This is a genomic window from Alcaligenes endophyticus (assembly GCF_026344035.1).
GTDB lineage: Bacteria > Pseudomonadota > Gammaproteobacteria > Burkholderiales > Burkholderiaceae_B > Alcaligenes > Alcaligenes endophyticus.
In genome coordinates, this window is the sequence record NZ_JAPKND010000001.1 from 295,331 (window position 1) to 311,498 (window position 16,168).

Consider the following 16,168-nt stretch of genomic DNA (forward strand, 5'->3'; position numbering starts at 1 on the left):
TGTCCTCATATTAATCAGCAGAGAACCACCGATAAATCAAGGCTAGTCCATTTACTGTACCCACACTTAGGTCGGCCGTCAGGCCCCGAGCCAAACGATAGCTGACCCGACCTACCGTACCCGTATCCGACAGGGCCTGCTGCAGGCTCAAGGTGATATTGCTGGACAACGCCTTGGAAATAGTCACAAATCGCCGTTCTACGTCACTGGTGCTTTCCTCTAAGCTAGGCGCTACAGTTTCAACTGGCAAAATACTACCCACACTGCCTAAGTCGCCTGAACTCATCGTCATCTCATCGATACCAAATCGACGGTAGAAGGGCTCGCTGCCTGCATCGCCCAAGAAAGAGGTACCCACACTAAAGAGTAGGCCAATATCGCCCCCTCCGCTATCTGAGCCATGTCCTAAAATAAGCCAGCTTAACTTTTCTGACTCATCCACCTCGGGGTAAGAAACCAAGTCAATACGAGGACGCCTGGCTGTGCCGGCCACCTTGACTCCGGCCTGTACAGGCAAGCCCGTACGTAATGCCTCGATGTCCAAAATAGGCGAGGTGATATCCCCTTGGAAAGTGATCATCCCGCGTCTCAGCAGCAACTTCTGCCCGTAAAGCTCGATACGGCCACCGCGGGTGCGTAATACCCCGATCGCCGTTAATTGGCCACCTATCATGGAGATTTTTAAACTACCCACCAAACCAGAGTTCACCCCATAACCGGTCAAGTAAAAGCGTGGCCCTAAATCCACTTCAATTTCCATACCTAAGTCAACGACGCTGGGGGGCTGCTGGTCGGGCTCTTTGTAATCGCCTCGTACTACAATAACATCGCTGTCTAAAGTGGGAATACCGCCTAGCATGTCTAGATTAAACCAACCCGCATCCGCCGTAATTTTGCCGCGTATCATCACCTCGGGCAAATTCAGATTCATCGTCAATTTGCCAGAGATCATGGCGTAACGATCGGCCCGTTGCAAAATAGGAAATCGATAAATGTCGGTTTCGAACTGACCGCGCTGATTACTTAAATCCCATTGTCCGGTAACCGTCAGTCCACCGTCTTTAGCATCGGGGTTTTCGTTAACCCAAGTCGCTGTACGCCACTCCTGGGGCTCAACACGAAGTACTGCAGGGAAGTACAAACGGTCGAGTTTGAAGATGTCGTTGTCAAAACTGGCCTGCAGCGTGCCATTTAAAAGACGCACGCCTTCGTCCAGCATGGTAAAGCGCAGATTCTGCCCATTCATGCTGCCCGTACTGGTCCACTTCCAGTCAGCCCCAACATCGATACGTAAGTTGGCGTCCAGCTGCCCACCCAACTCCATCGCATCGCCCAAAAACAAGCTCGTCCATCCTAAGTCATCAATGTGCGCATTGATCTCGATAAGCTTGGGATCTTGATCACGCAATGCTAAGCCGCCTGTGGGCGTTGCATGGATCAACGTCTCAGCCTTGGCGGCGATGTAGCCCATTTCTTTCGTACTGACATTGACTTGCGCCTCTAGGCGACTACGCCCACCTTGGGTAGGAATAGCGAGTAAACGCACACCTAACTGGTCTAAGCCCAGCGGGAACGGAGGATCTGCAGGAATCATGATATCGCCGCTAACACGGGCAATATCAACGCTACCTTTTAACGCACCAGCAAAAGCCAAATCCCAGTTTGCCTGCAAATCAATTTCCACGGGTTTGCTTTGCTCGGCGGAGCGCACTTTAATGCCTCCCTTTTTTTCTTCAGTCTCCTGCTGCAAGCCTAAACGCTTTTCTAGTGCAGTCAACCTAGCTTCAGAAAGCACCATTTCGTTGATGCCCCCACGCGTCTGCCACTGACCATTTTGGTAACGGCTACGCTCGTGCTGCACCGTCACCCAAGGCTTATCGGCCATAAACGTAACAACTTTAGCCGCCCCTACCTGTACCGACCATGGCTCCACGGCAGGGCTTGTTTGAGGTTGGGCCACTGACTGATCTGGCGCTGATCTTAACGGAGCAGGCGAATCGTCTTTAAAAACAATAGGTAAGGCAGACTCCAAACGAGCACCGAAACCGGCATGTTTAATGTCCAATACTGTCACGCTGCCTTGCCAGGAAGCCGCTTTATCATGCTGCGCAAAGGACCACCGTCCCTGCGTCTGCAATTGGGCGTGCACAGGACCTTGCCCCACTTGCTCTCCGGCTGCACCGCCTAGGTCATAGTCAGCAAGCAGTTTAAGAGTATGCTGTGCAATATTGCCCTGCACTGTCGCCTGAGCAGATAGCTTACCAAGCTCTAAGCCGGGCCAAAAAGCACTGGCTTCGGGCACCTGTGCCAACACGGACAAACGGCTGTCCACCTGCCCAAAACCACCATCCAACTTAAGTTGGTTTTTACCTAAGCGTAGATCAATGACACTATCAGCCAACTGGAAACTTTGCCACCAATCAGCTTGCCCTGGCTCGGCTTGACTGCTTGCCTGTAGCTGTACTTGCCCTTGTAAATCTTGCTGATTCCAACGGCTACCTTTTTGTATCGCTAGGTTGACACTGAACTGCTGCACCTGCTCTCGATTGATAAGCTGCGCGTCCAACTCCCCCGACCCCAAAAGCAAGGCTTCAGGCAACTCAATATAGTTACCTGCTAATTTACCGATGTTTAAATGACGGCTTTCAAACTGAGCGCGCACATGGTCATGCGTCATGCCTTCTTGCTGCTCAACGTCCCAGTGCAGTTGAGCATCCAAGCCTGATTCGTCGGGCAACGTGATACTGACCATTGCTTCTTGAAGTGGTGCCAAGGCTTGGGGAGTTAGCTGGGCGTTAGCATGCAGAGTTATCCCTTGCCCCTGAGCGTCAAGATTAACCTTCGCTGCCTCTAGGGAGCCTGTAAGATCCAACGTAGCCTGTAAGGCGCACTGTAACGCTTGGGCATCATCAGTCAGGGCAGCACTAGCCGGAGCCGAATCAGCGGCCACAACAGCTTGCTTAGTGGGCGCACGCAAAGTAGGCAAATAATGGTCGGCGCATAATGGGGCTGAAGCGTCGGTGGCATGCGCCTGCAAGCGTAACTGAGTCTGGACAGGGAACGGCGCTTGTAGGCTGGCCAAATCCAAATCACCTTCAAGGCTTGCGCGTATATTTTCGTAGCCGGCTGCAAGTGAATACAAACGCAACTGTCCACCTGCAGTGCCTAAAGAAACCGCTGCCGACAAATCACCCACCTGCACCGGTAGCCGTTGCCCATCCTGCTGCAATGAAAACTGCCCTAAGGCCACTTTATCTACAGCAATACTAACGGGCAGCTCAGGCAGTGAAAAAGGTTCTTCACTGACAACTGTGGGCTCGGCAGGCGTGGTCAGCGCCACGTCCAAGCGTTGCGCCGATAACTCTCGCACGTGGAGGCGTCGCTCTAACAGCTCACGCCAAGCGACCTGTAGCCGCACCCCTTCAAGATTGATCTGGGTATCAGGAAGGCTCAAGCTCAATCGCTCTAGCTGTAGCCCCTTCAAAATCGTTCCTTGTACGCCTTGTACGCTGCCTTGTGCATAAGGCAGCGCCGTTTGCAACGCCCACCGTGTTCCGGGCTGACTGGCTACCACCCAGTAGACAAAACCCGCTATCAAGAGCAGCAGCAAAACGATGAACGGAATCCCCCAAAGGAGGAAACGGCGCAGCCAAGCCTTGAAAAAACGCATCAGAACGCTATACCCATGGAGAAGCTTAAACGCAATTTTTTATCGCGCTGCGCCCAAGCCAGATCAATATTAAAAGGCCCCGCTGGGGTACGTATCGCCGCGCCTACGCCATATCCCCACGCCAATTTCATTCCACTAAAACTTTCGGCAGCATCCCCCACATCGACAAAGCTCGTCATACCAAACATTTCAGTAAAATAATGGGTGTACTCCATGCTTGCCACCGCCAGATAAGGGGCACCGATGGTCGCCTGACCACGTGCAAGACCTATGCTTTGATATTTATACCCGCGAATACTGCGTGCCCCCCCAGTACGAAAACCAAAATCGGGAGGTATTAACGTAGACTTAGACCACACACGTCCTACCTCCCCTCGTAAAGAAAGCACATCCCACTTACCCATGGGCCACCATTGCTGAGCGCGCAGGCTGGCACGATAAAAGGGCTTTTCCTTGTTTAACGGAAAGCCCGCGGCCAGATCTAGATTAACCAAGTTACCATCGCGCGGATCGTACTTATCGTTCACATCCCGCCGCAACCAGCCCCAATTCACAATTGCTGAGGGAATCTCATAGGTCTCGGCCCCTTCAATCTTGGTTTTATCCCAAGCCGCCAACACGCCCCACTCGTTCTCATAATCCACCCGCGGATTATCTGCTGAAAAACGATGATGACGCAGTTTCCAGCCTAAGGCAGCGCGCGTGTTGTCTTGTCCCTCGATATCGGCATGATCATAGAGCACACCAAAACTATGACGATAGTTTTGCAGCGTAGGCGCTAAGTGCACATCGTAAAAAGCTTTCTGGCGTTTAGGGTCTACGCCTATACCGGTTTCTGTCCAGACAGGAAGACCAAATACAATATTTTGACGAAACAAAGCCTCGACACGAGGCCCGTGATCGCTGTCCACCCCCAACGAGCCTGTAAACTGTCGAGCAGGAGCTTCAGTTACACGCACCAACACAGGAACCTCTACTTCTCCGTCACTGCGTACCCGCTGATCGCTGGAGCTATCATCCAGCGTGACAAAAGCACCACGAAAAAAAGTGGTCGCCGCTAATGCCTGCTGCCATTCATCCAGTTTGTCCTGATCATAAGATTCGCCGGGCTGATACCTGACATAACGCTCGACCAGAGAACGCGGGACCCGCTTCAAGCCAGAGGTATAGAGGCTGCCCATACGAACCCGCGGCCCACTGCGTACCTGCAAAGACAAATCCGCCTTGGACTCATCAGCATGCACTACCGCACGCGTACTTAAGTAACGGGCATAATAAAAATCCTTACGCCGCACCTTATCTAATAAGTCCGTTTTTGCGGCCGACCATTCTTTATTCAGAAAAGGTTCACCCAAGCGCAAGGGGAAATCAGCCTTCAAGCCTTCTACACGCACCTGGAACTCGGGTTTGGCAATTTGGCCTTCAAAGCCAATATCGACCTTATTTACCGTAGTGACTTTGCCTGGCTCAATAATAATATCCCAGGTTTCTCCCCCGATATCTTCGCCAACTTCTAACGTGACGACGGCATCAAAATACCCTTGAGTTTCTAGAGTTGAAACGGTTGCATCATAAGCACGTCGACGCAATCGCGTCACCTCGCTTAAGTCTTGATCGTCTGCCAAGCGCGTAATGGCTTGCACAGCTTGGCGAATCTGTTTCAAGGCTTCTGGCGAGACACCGCCAGGATCAATCACCACTTCAGGGCCCGCGGCATGCACTATGCTTGCCGCGCTAAGGCTGACGATCAGGTAAACACCCCGTTTCAACATAGATGCTTATAAAGGACGTGGTACAACTTTAGGACGCTGCCCCGAAGTATCTGGCGGCAGCACGGATATATTGGCCGATACTCGCGTAGCAATTTCTTGATACAGGCGAGCCTCTGCGCTATCAGGCGCAGCAATAACAGTAGGATTCCCAGAATCTGTCTGACTCCGTATGCTCATTGCTAAGGGCAACGCTCCTAACCATGGCACATTATATTCTGCAGCCATATCGCGACCACCGTGCTGTCCAAAGATAGCTTCTTCGTGGCCACACTGACTACAAATATGCACAGACATATTCTCTACAATCCCCAACACAGGAATATTCACTTTCTGGAACATGGCCAAGCCACGCTTTGCATCTGCCAACGCTAAGTCCTGCGGGGTCGTGACAATGACGGCAGCAGTCACAGGCACTTTTTGTGCTAGTGTCAATGCAATATCACCTGTCCCGGGAGGCATGTCAATAATCAAATAGTCAAGATTGTTCCAGAGCGTCTGGGTAAGCAGTTGAGTCAACGCTTGCGTCACCATAGGGCCACGCCAAATAGCAGGCGCATTTTCCTCGATGATGAACCCGATTGAGTTTGCCTGTAAGCCGTGCCCTACTAAGGGCTCCATCATGTTGCCTTCAAGCGCTTTTGGCTTGCCACTTAAACCCAGCATGATGGGCACACTAGGCCCATAAATATCTGCATCTAACAGCCCGACACGCGCTCCTTGCATGTGTAAGGCTAGGGCTAGGTTAACCGAGGTCGTACTTTTTCCTACGCCCCCTTTACCCGACGCCACGGCAATAATATTACGCACGTTGGGTAAAGGCCGTTGCCCTTCTTGCACAGCATGGCTGGTGATATGCGGCTGCAAATGCAAACGACCTAAGGTCAAGCCATCGCTCTGCAACGCTTGGGCAATACGTTGGCGCAACTCGCCTTTAATGTCGTACGCGGTATATGGTAATTTTAGGCTAATTTCCAACTGACCATCGCGCTCTATAACTTCACAGCTCGTCGCGCTAAGGCTCAGTTTTTTAAAAGTATGTGGGTCGGTTACTGTAGACAGCAACGCCAGCACTCGATCGATATTTACATTCATCTGGCCGAAACCTTGTTATAAATAGATAAAACAATACCCTGTATGCACAAGAAATGCGGAACAAAGGGATTTTTTTTCAACTGATAGTGTCATACTAACCCTATGAATACATTTAACCAGATTATCCGCACAGCCCTGTTTGCTTTACTGACCATTTTTGGCATGTTGATGGCCGTTGTTTTCATGGTCTCCACAGCTATCGCAATCGGAATTTTATACATCGTAGCCCGTATTAGCGGGCGTCCATTTGGAGTGAAGAACTACTGGCAACAACGTCGTCGCCCTACTGTATCCCCCATGACCAAAGGGCCTAGCTACAGCAAAAATGATGTCACCGACATAGAAATGCGGGAGATTCGTTAAGCCAGCTTAACGCTCACCAGTTTGCCTATGCGCGAATGAAAATGCATTTTTACGCTCTGTTTCCTATTGATACGAACTTCACCTTGGTTAGGTGAGGGCACTTAATTTTAGTACCTCACGCTACGCCATGCACTGAAACGCAGCAAAAACTGCCAATACCGCTTAAAATCTTTCTTTTAGTTGTTTAACCCTTACCTACCATATTCATGTCACGCACGATATTTGTTACGACAGCGCTACCTTACGCCAATGGCTCCTTCCACATCGGTCACATCATGGAATACATCCAGGCCGATATCTGGGTACGCTCTATGCGAATGTCGGGCCACACAGTACATTTTGTGGGAGCCGATGACGCTCATGGTGCGCCCATCATGCTCAAGGCCGAAAGCGAGAAAATCAGCCCCTCGGAACTGGTGGCACGCATTGCGGCCGAACGCCCTAAGTACTTACAGGGCTTTCACATTAAGTTTGACCACTGGCACCGGACCAATTCGCCCGAAAATATTGCCTTAGCGCAAGAAATCTACCTGCAACTTAAAGATGCTGGCTTTATTGAGTCACGCACTATCGAGCAGTTTTACGATCCCGTCAAGAAAATGTTCTTGCCGGACCGCTACATTAAAGGCGAGTGCCCCAAATGCCATGCTATTGATCAGTATGGCGACTCCTGCGAAGTATGTAGCGCCGTGTATGCTCCCACTGAACTGATCGCGCCGTACTCTACGCTCACCAAGGCCACCCCGGTTCTGAAAAGCTCCGAGCACTTTTTCTTCCGTCTCTCTGATCCGCGCTGTGTCGCCTTCCTACAAGAGTGGACCAACGGTAAAAATGCCCAAGGCAAGCCGCGCTTACAATCTGAGGTACTGAGTAAGACGCGCGAATGGCTAGGTACTGGCCAAGATGCTGAGGCTTCGCTGAATGATTGGGATATCTCGCGTGACGAGCCCTACTTCGGCATTCCCATTCCCGACGCACCCGGTAAATATTTTTACGTCTGGCTAGATGCGCCCGTGGGCTACTTAGCTTCTCTGAAGTCATACTGTGCTCTACAAGGAATAGACTTTGATGCCTTGCTAGACCCCGCTGGCGATACCGAACAAGTGCACTTTATCGGTAAAGACATTGTGTATTTCCACGCACTGTTCTGGCCAGCCATGCTGAAATTCTCAGGCCGTAAAACGCCTGATGCCTTGAATGTGCATGGATTTATTACTGTCAGTGGCGAAAAAATGTCCAAAAGCCGCGGCACCGGTATTTCTCCCTTGAAATACCTAGAGCTTGGCATGGACGCTGAATGGATGCGCTACTATATCGCCGCTAAGCTGAACTCCCATGTCGAAGACATGGACTTCAACCCCGATGACTTCATCGCCCGCGTTAATAGCGACTTAATCGGTAAGTACGTCAATATCGCCAGCCGAGCAGCCAACTTTATTAGCCGTTATTTTGATGGAGCGCTGGCTTATCATAGCGACACCAATGAACTATTGTCGCTCGCTACCACGACCGCCGCGAAAGTGCGTCAAGACCTTGAAGATCGTGAGTATAGCCGCGCCGTGCGCACCATCATGGCGCACGCCGACCACATCAACCAAGCTTTTGACTCGGCCCAGCCGTGGGTAATGGCAAAAGGTTTTAGTACTGCAAGCCCCGAACAACAGGCTGCTTTACAAGACATTTGCTCGCGCACGTTAGCGGGCTTTAAAGCGCTTTCAGTCATGCTTAACCCCATACTACCTGTCTTAGGTAATAAGGTAGCGCGAGAATTATTTGGTATGGAACGCGACTTTATATGGTCTGATATCCATGAACTGCCGACTCATATTGCGCCCTTCAAACACTTGCTACAGCGGGTAGACCCCAAGCTGATGGACAGTTTGCTTGAGGCACCTGCTGCCCCAGTGGTGCAGCCGGGCGGCGAAGCGATTGCAGAAACTATTGATATTAAAGACTTTGCAAAAGTGGATTTACGCATTGCCAAAATCGTTGCATGCGAGGCGGTAGACGGCTCAGATAAACTTTTACGTCTTAGCCTTGATGTCGGCGAAGGTCGCTTACGTCAGGTTTTCTCTGGTATTAAATCTGCTTACCAAGCCGATGAGTTAGTGGGCAAACTAACGGTACTAGTCGCTAATTTGGCACCACGAAAAATGCGCTTTGGTGTTTCCGAAGGCATGGTATTGGCTGCTAGCCATGCTGATGACAAGGTAGACTCCGGTATATATATCTTGGAACCTTGGCCAGGAGCGCAACCAGGTATGCGCATTAATTAAACAAACGCCTATCATTGCCCACCTAACAGGTGGGCAATTTTCAATTAAAAACAAAGAACGCTTCAAACCCTATATAGGCTGTGGAGCAACACTGTTGCTATAGACTATCTTCAGCGGTTTCCAAACGTAGCATTTGCACTAGCATCTGGCATAAAGCAATCACCAAAGGATCGGCGTTAGGCCTATGACACAACGCAAGTTCAAAGGCATCGATCACCGGCAAACCCTGCTCTACGCCTAATTCAATGTGCTCCGCACCGACTGCTCGCCGAGGCAACAAGCTGATTCCCATACCATCCGCTACCGCCCCTTGTATGCCACGTAAACTAGAACTCGTAAAACTAATGCGCCAACGTCGCCCCAACGATTCCACCGCGCTAATAATTTCTTCACGATAGACGCCACGCCGCGGAAAAGTCACTAAGGGGATAGGATCCTGATCAAAGGCAGGGTGTTTAGCACTATCTACCCACGCCGTCTTTTCGGGTAAGCGAGCCACCGCATCGCGACTATATTGACGTTGCTTAATCAAGATTAAATCTAAATCGCCTTGGTCGTAGGCACTAATCAAATCGCTACTCAAACCACTGGTGACCTCTAGCTTTACCTGGGGATAACGGTGGCCAAATGTGGCCAAAGCACGAGTGGTTTTCCCCCCTGCAAAATCCTCGGGCACTCCGAGACGAACAATCACTGTTATCAAGGCGCCTGATAAAGCTTCAAGCAACTGATCATGCACACTGATCATTTGACGCGCATACGCTAATACTATTTGCCCTGCCTCCGTTAAGAGCACGCTACGACTATTACGTTCTATCAACCTATGCCCTACCCGATCCTCCAGACGTCGCACTTTTTGACTAACGGTAGACTGAGTGGAGTGTAAACGCTGAGCTGCACTGGTAAAGCCACCACAATCGATAACCGCCAGAAACGCCTGTAACAGATCAAGCTCCAACGACAGTTTGCGCATCGTGTAGACTCCCGCATCTATTCATAAAACAAATACCTTAAATTAATACATTTAATTTGTAAATATATAAAAGTATCGTTATTGTAGTGGGCAAGAACCGCTACCCCTTGGCATAGGCCATGTCTACATAAGCTGGCACACAGATAAGGATTGCGGCCGACCCGAGTACTGTGATTTTATCGAGATAAAAGCATGTCTAATGTGAGCTATTACGCCCCTCCTGGCGGCCATCCTCCACAAACACAACTATTGACTGACCGTGCGATGTTCACGGAAGCCTACGCTATCCTTCCTAAAGGCGTACTGCAGGATATCGTGACCAGCCATTTACCGGGCTGGACCAATATGCGCATGTGGGTATTGGCACGTCCTTTGTCTGGTTTTGCTGAAACCTTCTCACAGTACATTGTGGAGCTCAGCGCGAATGGCGGCAGCGACAATCCCGAAAACGATCCCGAGGCCGAAGGAGTTATCTTCGTTGTAAAAGGCGAAGTAGAGCTGGTCCTGAACGGTACTCAGCACACCTTGCAAGAAGGAGGCTACGCATTTATTCCTCCCTCCACCAAGTGGTCTATACACAACCGCAGCCACGATCTAGCAAGCTTTCACTGGATCCGCAAACGCTATCAGCGTGTAGAAGGTTTAGATGCCCCAGAGGCGTTCGTCACTAATGAAAAAGACGTTAAACCTTTAGTAATGCCCGATACCGAAGGCCGTTGGAGCACCACGCGCTTTGTTGATATGGCCGATATGCGCCACGACATGCACGTTAACATTGTCAATTTTGAACCGGGTGGCGTCATTCCGTTCGCGGAAACGCATATCATGGAGCACGGCTTATACGTGCTGGAAGGTAAAGCGGTATACCGCCTAAACCAAGACTGGGTAGAGGTAGAGGCCGGAGACTTCATGTGGTTACGCGCTTTTTGCCCACAGGCCTGTTACGCGGGCGGCCCAAGCCGCTTCCGTTACTTGCTCTACAAAGATGTAAATCGTCACGCTAACCTAACTATAGGTTTTGATCCACGTCGCTAAGTCCGACTTTGCTTGCGCTTAAAACAACAGCCCCATATCGTAAAGAATGGGGCTGTTGGCTTTTTAGTCCCTACAATAGGGCTACACCTCGAAAGCATAGGCAAAAACGCATGAAGGCAGATCAAACTCATCACCAAGAACGCTCACGAGCCGGCAAGCACTCCACATGGATCAGCGTAGGCGTCAACTTACTGCTGGTTGTCCTGCAATTGACTGTAGGTTTTATAGCCAAGTCTCAAGCGCTGGTAGCGGACGCTATCCACTCGCTGTCCGACCTTATTTCTGATTTCATCGTATTAGTAGCGAATAAGCACAGCAGCAAAGGGGTAGATGATGACCATCACTATGGGCATTTACGCTACGAAACGGCCGCAACCTTAGCCATAGGCGTCATTCTTATCGGTGTAGGGCTGGGTATGCTGTGGAATGCAGCAGGCAGCTTACAGAACCCCGATCAGATTGCTGTAGTACATCCGGCGGCGTTAGTGGTGGCTTGTATTGCCTTGCTGAGCAAGGAGCTGCTATTTCGCTACATGCTCAAGGTAGCCAAACGGGTGCAGTCAACCATGCTAGTGGCGAATGCCTGGCATGCGCGCTCCGATGCTGCCTCATCCCTGATTGTGAGCCTAGGGGTACTGGCCAATTTATGCGGTTTTCCCCTTGCTGATCCCTTGGCGGCTGCTTTAGTCGGGCTAATGGTGGCTCGCATGGGATGGAAGTTTTCCATTAATGCATTTCACGATCTCACTGATAAGGCGATTGATACTGCTACTGAAGCTCGTATCCATGCCTTGTTGGTCAACACCCCTGGAGTGCAAGGCATACATGATCTACGCACACGAAAATTGGGTGACATGATTTGGGTGGAGGTGGACATCGAAATGGATGCCACCCTAAGCATCGCTGAAGGCCATGCTATTGCCAGCGAAGCGAAACGACGAGTGATGCAGGCTGAACCCGTTTTAGATGTCACCACGCACTTTGATCCTGTCGATGTGTCCGAAATCCGTTGAATTCATTATTGTGATAGCTTGACAGCCTAGCTGTAGCTTTTAACACCTTACTTGGTTTCTGCCATGTCTACCTCTACGCTCTGGATACGCGCCACCCCCTTGATCTTTGTGTTGATCTGGAGCACCGGATTCATTGTGGCGCGCTACGGTATGCCCTACGCCCCACCCATGAGTTTTTTAGCGTTACGCTATGCACTTTCAGTATTCTGTTTTTTACTCTGGGCTTATTTCAGCACGGCATCCTGGCCCAAACAGAAATCTCAATGGCTGCACTTAGCAATGACGGGTATCTTGCTGCAAGCCGCTTACTTAGGAGGCGTGTGGACAGCCGTCAAGCTTGGAATGGGAGCCGGCATGGTAGCGCTGTTAGTCAGCTTGCAACCCATTCTGACAGCGCTGTGGATCTCCGGCACAGGGGGCAGCATACAAGCTCGTCAGTGGCTAGGCTTGGGGTTTGGACTGACTGGTTTACTTTTGGTTGTGGGGACAAAGTTAGGACAAGGTGAGGTCACAGGTATAAATATAGGCGTTGCTATCTTTGCACTATTAGGCATTACCATCGGTACGCTGTACCAAAAACGCTTTGTCAGCCACAAAGATGTGCGCAGTGCCAACGCGATCCAGCTTATGGCTGCCTTGTTGGTGACACTGCCCTTTGCCTACGTGGAGACTGAGCCCATGCAATGGCTGCTTCCCGAACATAGCCCGAACCTAGAGTTAATAGGTGCCTTGACTTGGTCCGTTTTAGGCTTGACGCTAGGAGGCAGCTCACTGCTTTATTTACTCATCCTGCGCGGAGCAGCCAGTTCTGTTACCAGCTTGTTTTACTTGGTGCCACCCACGACTGCCGTCATGGCTTGGGTACTTTTTGCGGAACCCATTACTCTCTGGACAGTAGGTGGAATTTTGCTCTCAACGGTGGGCGTTGGACTCATCATCCAAAGGCCCAACAAGCTAAGCACATGAATTAAGACTGCATACAGTCTCTACCTTAGCTCCTACTGCTCTCACCGCCCAAGGCGCTCCATTTGGTCGCCTGTTCTTCTTTTCTCTTGCTCTGACGCGCATTGACTTCGCCCCTCTTGTTACGGCCATACAACCAAAGTCGCGTATGGCGTTCAAGCTTCTCGTTCTATATTGCCTACAAAGAACCGTAGAAAACTGGCTATTCAAGTCATTCAAAAGTACACAACTAATGTGTCAATTATTCTTAGGAGACAAAGATGGACTCATCTCAAGATGTCGTGTCCGCGGTGATGCAGCATCCTGCGTATCAGGAACTGCTGCGACGTAGAAACCGCCTCAGCTTGCTGTTCTTCGTGATTGCCATCTGCATTTACGCAGGCTTCATCCTCACGCTAGCCTTTGATCCAGTGCTATTTGGTCAGCCCCTTGGAGACCTGACCATGTCTATCGGCATCTTCTGCGCCACGCTTGTCGTGTTCAGCGCAGTCATTATGATCGCCATCTATGTCTGGATTTCTAACAAAGTGTTCGACCCCTTGCTAGCGCAGATCATCAAGGACATAAAATAATGAGACAAAAGCTACTACTAATGGCGCTGCTGAGCTTATTTAGCTCAACAGCTCTGGCTGCAGAACAAGGTGCCTCACGCACTTCAGCCATCGTCATGTTTCTGGTTTTTATTGCTGGAACCATGGTTATCACCTGGTGGGCGGCAAAACGCACGCAAACTACCTCAGACTTTTATACAGCGGGAGGGGGGCTTACGGGCTTTCAAAATGGCCTAGCTATCGCTGGGGATTACCTTTCCGCTGCTTCGTTCTTAGGCATTGCCGGAATGGTTTACGTGTCCGGTTTTGACGGCATGATTTACGCTACAGGCTTTCTATTTGGTTGGCCGGTCGTGATGTTCTTAATTGCCGAACGACTACGCAACCTAGGTCGCTACAACTTTGCTGACGTCACTTCATACCGACTAAAGCAAAAACCTATGCGTATTTTGGCCGCCAGCGCTTCCTTGCTCATTATTGCTTTGTATCTGATTGCTCAGATGGTGGGCGCAGGAAAATTAATCGTCCTACTGTTCGGCCTAAACTACAATGCCGCTGTCGTCATTGTGGGTGCATTGATGATGATTTACGTGGCTTTCGGTGGCATGACCGCAACCACTTGGGTACAAATCATTAAAGCAGTACTCATGCTGTTTGGCGCAACGCTGATGTCAGGCTTGGTATTGGCCGCCTTTAACTGGGACATTGATGAAATTTTGACCCGTGCGGTCGCCACCCACCCAGATGGTCTAAAAATTCTTGCTCCCGGCTCGCAAGTTAGTGCGAACCCCTTAAATGCCCTATCACTGGGTATTGCACTCGCCTTTGGAACAGCCGGTCTACCCCACATTCTGATGCGTTTCTTTACCGTAGCGGATGCCAAAGAAGCCCGCAAATCAGTGATTTGGGCCAGTAGCTTTATCGGTTACTTTTATCTGCTCACGTTCATCATCGGCTTCGGTGCCATTGTCATGCTGGTACAGCATCCCGAGTACTTCGTACGCGGGCCAGATGGCAGCTTCAATATGTTGAAAGACCTCATCGGCGGTACCAACATGGTGGCCGTACATTTGGCCAATGCTGTAGGTGGCAACCTGTTGCTGGGCTTTTTGGCTGCCGTCACCTTTGCCACCATTGTTGCTGTCGTAGCAGGGTTGGCCTTGGCGGGCGCTGCCGCTATTTCGCACGACTTGTATGCAAACGTTTTTGCTAAAGGCCAAGCCAGCGAAAAGAACCAGATGCGCATCTCTCGTATTTCCACTATTGTGCTGGGCGTGCTGGCCATCTTGCTCGGTATTATCTTTGAAAACCAAAACGTCGCCTTTATGGTGGGCCTAGCCTTTGCCATTGCAGCCAGTGCTAACTTCCCTGTTTTAGTGCTCTCCATCTCTTGGAGAGGTTGCACCACACGCGGCGCGACCATAGGCGGCTTCTTAGGTTTAGTCGTGGCAACCGGCTGGGTGATCTTAAGCTCTACTGTGTGGGTGGATGTGTTTGGCTTTGCCCAGCCCATTACCCCCTTCCCCAACCCAGGAATCCTGTCTATCCCACTGGCTTTTGCTGCTATTTGGCTGTTTTCTGTCCTAGACAACAGCGCACAAGCCAAAAAAGAACGTGAAGGCTTTGATGCTGTCACCGTACGCAGTCAAACAGGTATAGGCGCAGCTTCCGCCAGCCAGCACTAACACCTACGCGGCACCTAATGCGCAGGGTACTACCGTACTCTGCGCAGCCGTGTAAACTAGGTGCTTCTTGCATCCTTTTTCTAACATGGCCATTGATCCAATGACAGAATTTCTGATTGCAGATGATCATCCGCTATTTCGCGAAGCCCTGCGCGGGGTGATACTAAAGCTCTTCCCAGGTTGCACTATCCGCGAAGCTGAGCGCATTGCTCATCTTTATGACTTAGCGGAACAGCACTCTGATGCAGATCTGCTTTTACTGGACTTAAATATTCCTGGGGCCATAGGCTTTAGTGCTCTGGTGCACCTGCGTGCGCTATATCCTTTTTTGCCTATTGTCATTATCTCGGCCCACGAAGACCCACAACTAATACGCCGAGCCTTAGACCATGGAGCGGCAGGCTATATACCTAAATCGGCGGACTCCAAGACACTGGCTATCGCGCTCAATGACATTCTCGATGGCAATAGTTGGGCTCCTTCATTACACCAGTCGACCCCCGGGGCAGGCCTAGAAGAAAAGCAAGCAGCCGCACGCGTGCGTCAATTGACACCACAGCAGTTTCGGGTATTACAGATGGTGGGGACAGGTCAGTTGAATAAACAAATCGCCTATGAACTAGGAATCTCTGAAGCCACCATTAAAGCCCACATGACCGCTATTTTACGCAAGCTTGGCGCCTCTAACAGAACACAAGCTGTGCTCATCGCCAATGAGCTCGGCTTACCTAGCACAGACACTGCGGCTTTCTCTCAAGCTGTTTAAATTGTTATA

Annotated in this window: 12 protein-coding genes; 8 read left to right on the plus strand and 4 right to left on the minus strand. The window is 50.6% G+C overall.

Annotated elements, in window-relative coordinates:
- Positions 1 to 10: 10 nt before the first annotated feature.
- The 3 genes from OSH01_RS01350 to apbC are packed head-to-tail and all read right to left on the minus strand — an operon-like array spanning position 11 to position 6,534.
- Positions 11 to 3,670 (minus strand): translocation/assembly module TamB domain-containing protein, encoded by a 3,660-nt coding sequence (locus OSH01_RS01350; protein ID WP_266122250.1) that lies wholly within the window; start codon positions 3,668 to 3,670, stop codon positions 11 to 13.
- Complete coding sequence (locus OSH01_RS01355; RefSeq protein ID WP_266122251.1) at positions 3,670 to 5,442, minus strand: autotransporter assembly complex protein TamA; 1,773 nt, start codon at positions 5,440 to 5,442, stop codon at positions 3,670 to 3,672. Before OSH01_RS01355 ends, OSH01_RS01350 begins: the two co-directional genes overlap by 1 nt.
- 6 nt (positions 5,443 to 5,448) lie before the next feature.
- Entirely contained in the window at positions 5,449 to 6,534 is a 1,086-nt protein-coding gene (apbC, locus tag OSH01_RS01360; RefSeq protein ID WP_266122252.1) for an iron-sulfur cluster carrier protein ApbC, read from the minus strand.
- 102 nt (positions 6,535 to 6,636) lie between these two features.
- Here apbC and OSH01_RS01365 point away from each other — a divergent pair, with 102 nt between their 5' ends.
- Both OSH01_RS01365 and metG read left to right on the plus strand, forming a co-directional pair.
- Positions 6,637 to 6,897: a hypothetical protein gene (locus OSH01_RS01365; RefSeq protein ID WP_266122253.1), complete on the plus strand. Its 261-nt coding sequence runs from the start codon at positions 6,637 to 6,639 to the stop codon at positions 6,895 to 6,897.
- A gap of 206 nt (positions 6,898 to 7,103) precedes the next feature.
- Positions 7,104 to 9,173: a methionine--tRNA ligase gene (gene metG, locus OSH01_RS01370; protein ID WP_266122254.1), complete on the plus strand. Its 2,070-nt coding sequence runs from the start codon at positions 7,104 to 7,106 to the stop codon at positions 9,171 to 9,173.
- A gap of 97 nt (positions 9,174 to 9,270) precedes the next feature.
- Here metG and OSH01_RS01375 read toward each other — a convergent pair whose 3' ends face one another.
- Positions 9,271 to 10,146: a LysR family transcriptional regulator gene (locus OSH01_RS01375; RefSeq protein ID WP_266122255.1), complete on the minus strand. Its 876-nt coding sequence runs from the start codon at positions 10,144 to 10,146 to the stop codon at positions 9,271 to 9,273.
- 192 nt (positions 10,147 to 10,338) lie between these two features.
- On the opposite strand from OSH01_RS01375, the gene OSH01_RS01380 reads away from it, so the two are divergent.
- The 6 genes from OSH01_RS01380 to OSH01_RS01405 all read left to right on the plus strand — a co-directional run bounded on the left by OSH01_RS01380 (position 10,339) and on the right by OSH01_RS01405 (position 16,159).
- Positions 10,339 to 11,181: a bifunctional allantoicase/(S)-ureidoglycine aminohydrolase gene (locus OSH01_RS01380; protein WP_266122256.1), complete on the plus strand. Its 843-nt coding sequence runs from the start codon at positions 10,339 to 10,341 to the stop codon at positions 11,179 to 11,181.
- 110 nt (positions 11,182 to 11,291) lie between these two features.
- Positions 11,292 to 12,194 carry a cation diffusion facilitator family transporter gene (locus tag OSH01_RS01385; RefSeq protein ID WP_266122257.1) on the plus strand — a complete coding sequence of 301 codons (903 nt, stop codon included), beginning with the start codon at positions 11,292 to 11,294 and terminating at the stop codon, positions 12,192 to 12,194.
- Between the two features lie 63 nt (positions 12,195 to 12,257).
- Positions 12,258 to 13,160, plus strand: coding sequence for a DMT family transporter (locus OSH01_RS01390; protein WP_266122258.1), 903 nt, complete (start codon positions 12,258 to 12,260; stop codon positions 13,158 to 13,160).
- Positions 13,161 to 13,417: 257 nt separating this feature from the next.
- On the plus strand, positions 13,418 to 13,729 hold the full coding sequence (locus OSH01_RS01395; RefSeq protein ID WP_266122259.1) for a DUF485 domain-containing protein: 312 nt from the start codon (positions 13,418 to 13,420) through the stop codon (positions 13,727 to 13,729).
- Positions 13,729 to 15,393 carry a cation/acetate symporter ActP gene (gene actP, locus OSH01_RS01400; RefSeq protein WP_266122260.1) on the plus strand — a complete coding sequence of 555 codons (1,665 nt, stop codon included), beginning with the start codon at positions 13,729 to 13,731 and terminating at the stop codon, positions 15,391 to 15,393. The genes OSH01_RS01395 and actP overlap by 1 nt, the downstream gene beginning before the upstream one ends.
- A gap of 85 nt (positions 15,394 to 15,478) precedes the next feature.
- Positions 15,479 to 16,159, plus strand: coding sequence for a response regulator (locus OSH01_RS01405; protein ID WP_456057543.1), 681 nt, complete (start codon positions 15,479 to 15,481; stop codon positions 16,157 to 16,159).
- Positions 16,160 to 16,168 lie beyond the last annotated feature (9 nt).

Excerpts from the sequence above, each read along its gene's own strand:
- OSH01_RS01365 (WP_266122253.1), top strand. The coding sequence starts at position 6,637 with ATGAATACATTTAACCAGATTATCCGCACAGCCCTGTTTGCTTTACTG.
- OSH01_RS01350 (WP_266122250.1), bottom strand. The coding sequence starts at position 3,670 with ATGCGTTTTTTCAAGGCTTGGCTGCGCCGTTTCCTCCTTTGGGGGATT.
- apbC (WP_266122252.1), bottom strand. The coding sequence starts at position 6,534 with ATGAATGTAAATATCGATCGAGTGCTGGCGTTGCTGTCTACAGTAACC.
- OSH01_RS01390 (WP_266122258.1), top strand. The coding sequence starts at position 12,258 with ATGTCTACCTCTACGCTCTGGATACGCGCCACCCCCTTGATCTTTGTG.
- actP (WP_266122260.1), top strand. The coding sequence starts at position 13,729 with ATGAGACAAAAGCTACTACTAATGGCGCTGCTGAGCTTATTTAGCTCA.
- OSH01_RS01405 (WP_456057543.1), top strand. The coding sequence starts at position 15,479 with ATGGCCATTGATCCAATGACAGAATTTCTGATTGCAGATGATCATCCG.
- OSH01_RS01395 (WP_266122259.1), top strand. The coding sequence starts at position 13,418 with ATGGACTCATCTCAAGATGTCGTGTCCGCGGTGATGCAGCATCCTGCG.
- metG (WP_266122254.1), top strand. The coding sequence starts at position 7,104 with ATGTCACGCACGATATTTGTTACGACAGCGCTACCTTACGCCAATGGC.
- OSH01_RS01355 (WP_266122251.1), bottom strand. The coding sequence starts at position 5,442 with ATGTTGAAACGGGGTGTTTACCTGATCGTCAGCCTTAGCGCGGCAAGC.
- OSH01_RS01375 (WP_266122255.1), bottom strand. The coding sequence starts at position 10,146 with ATGCGCAAACTGTCGTTGGAGCTTGATCTGTTACAGGCGTTTCTGGCG.
- OSH01_RS01385 (WP_266122257.1), top strand. The coding sequence starts at position 11,292 with ATGAAGGCAGATCAAACTCATCACCAAGAACGCTCACGAGCCGGCAAG.
- OSH01_RS01380 (WP_266122256.1), top strand. The coding sequence starts at position 10,339 with ATGTCTAATGTGAGCTATTACGCCCCTCCTGGCGGCCATCCTCCACAA.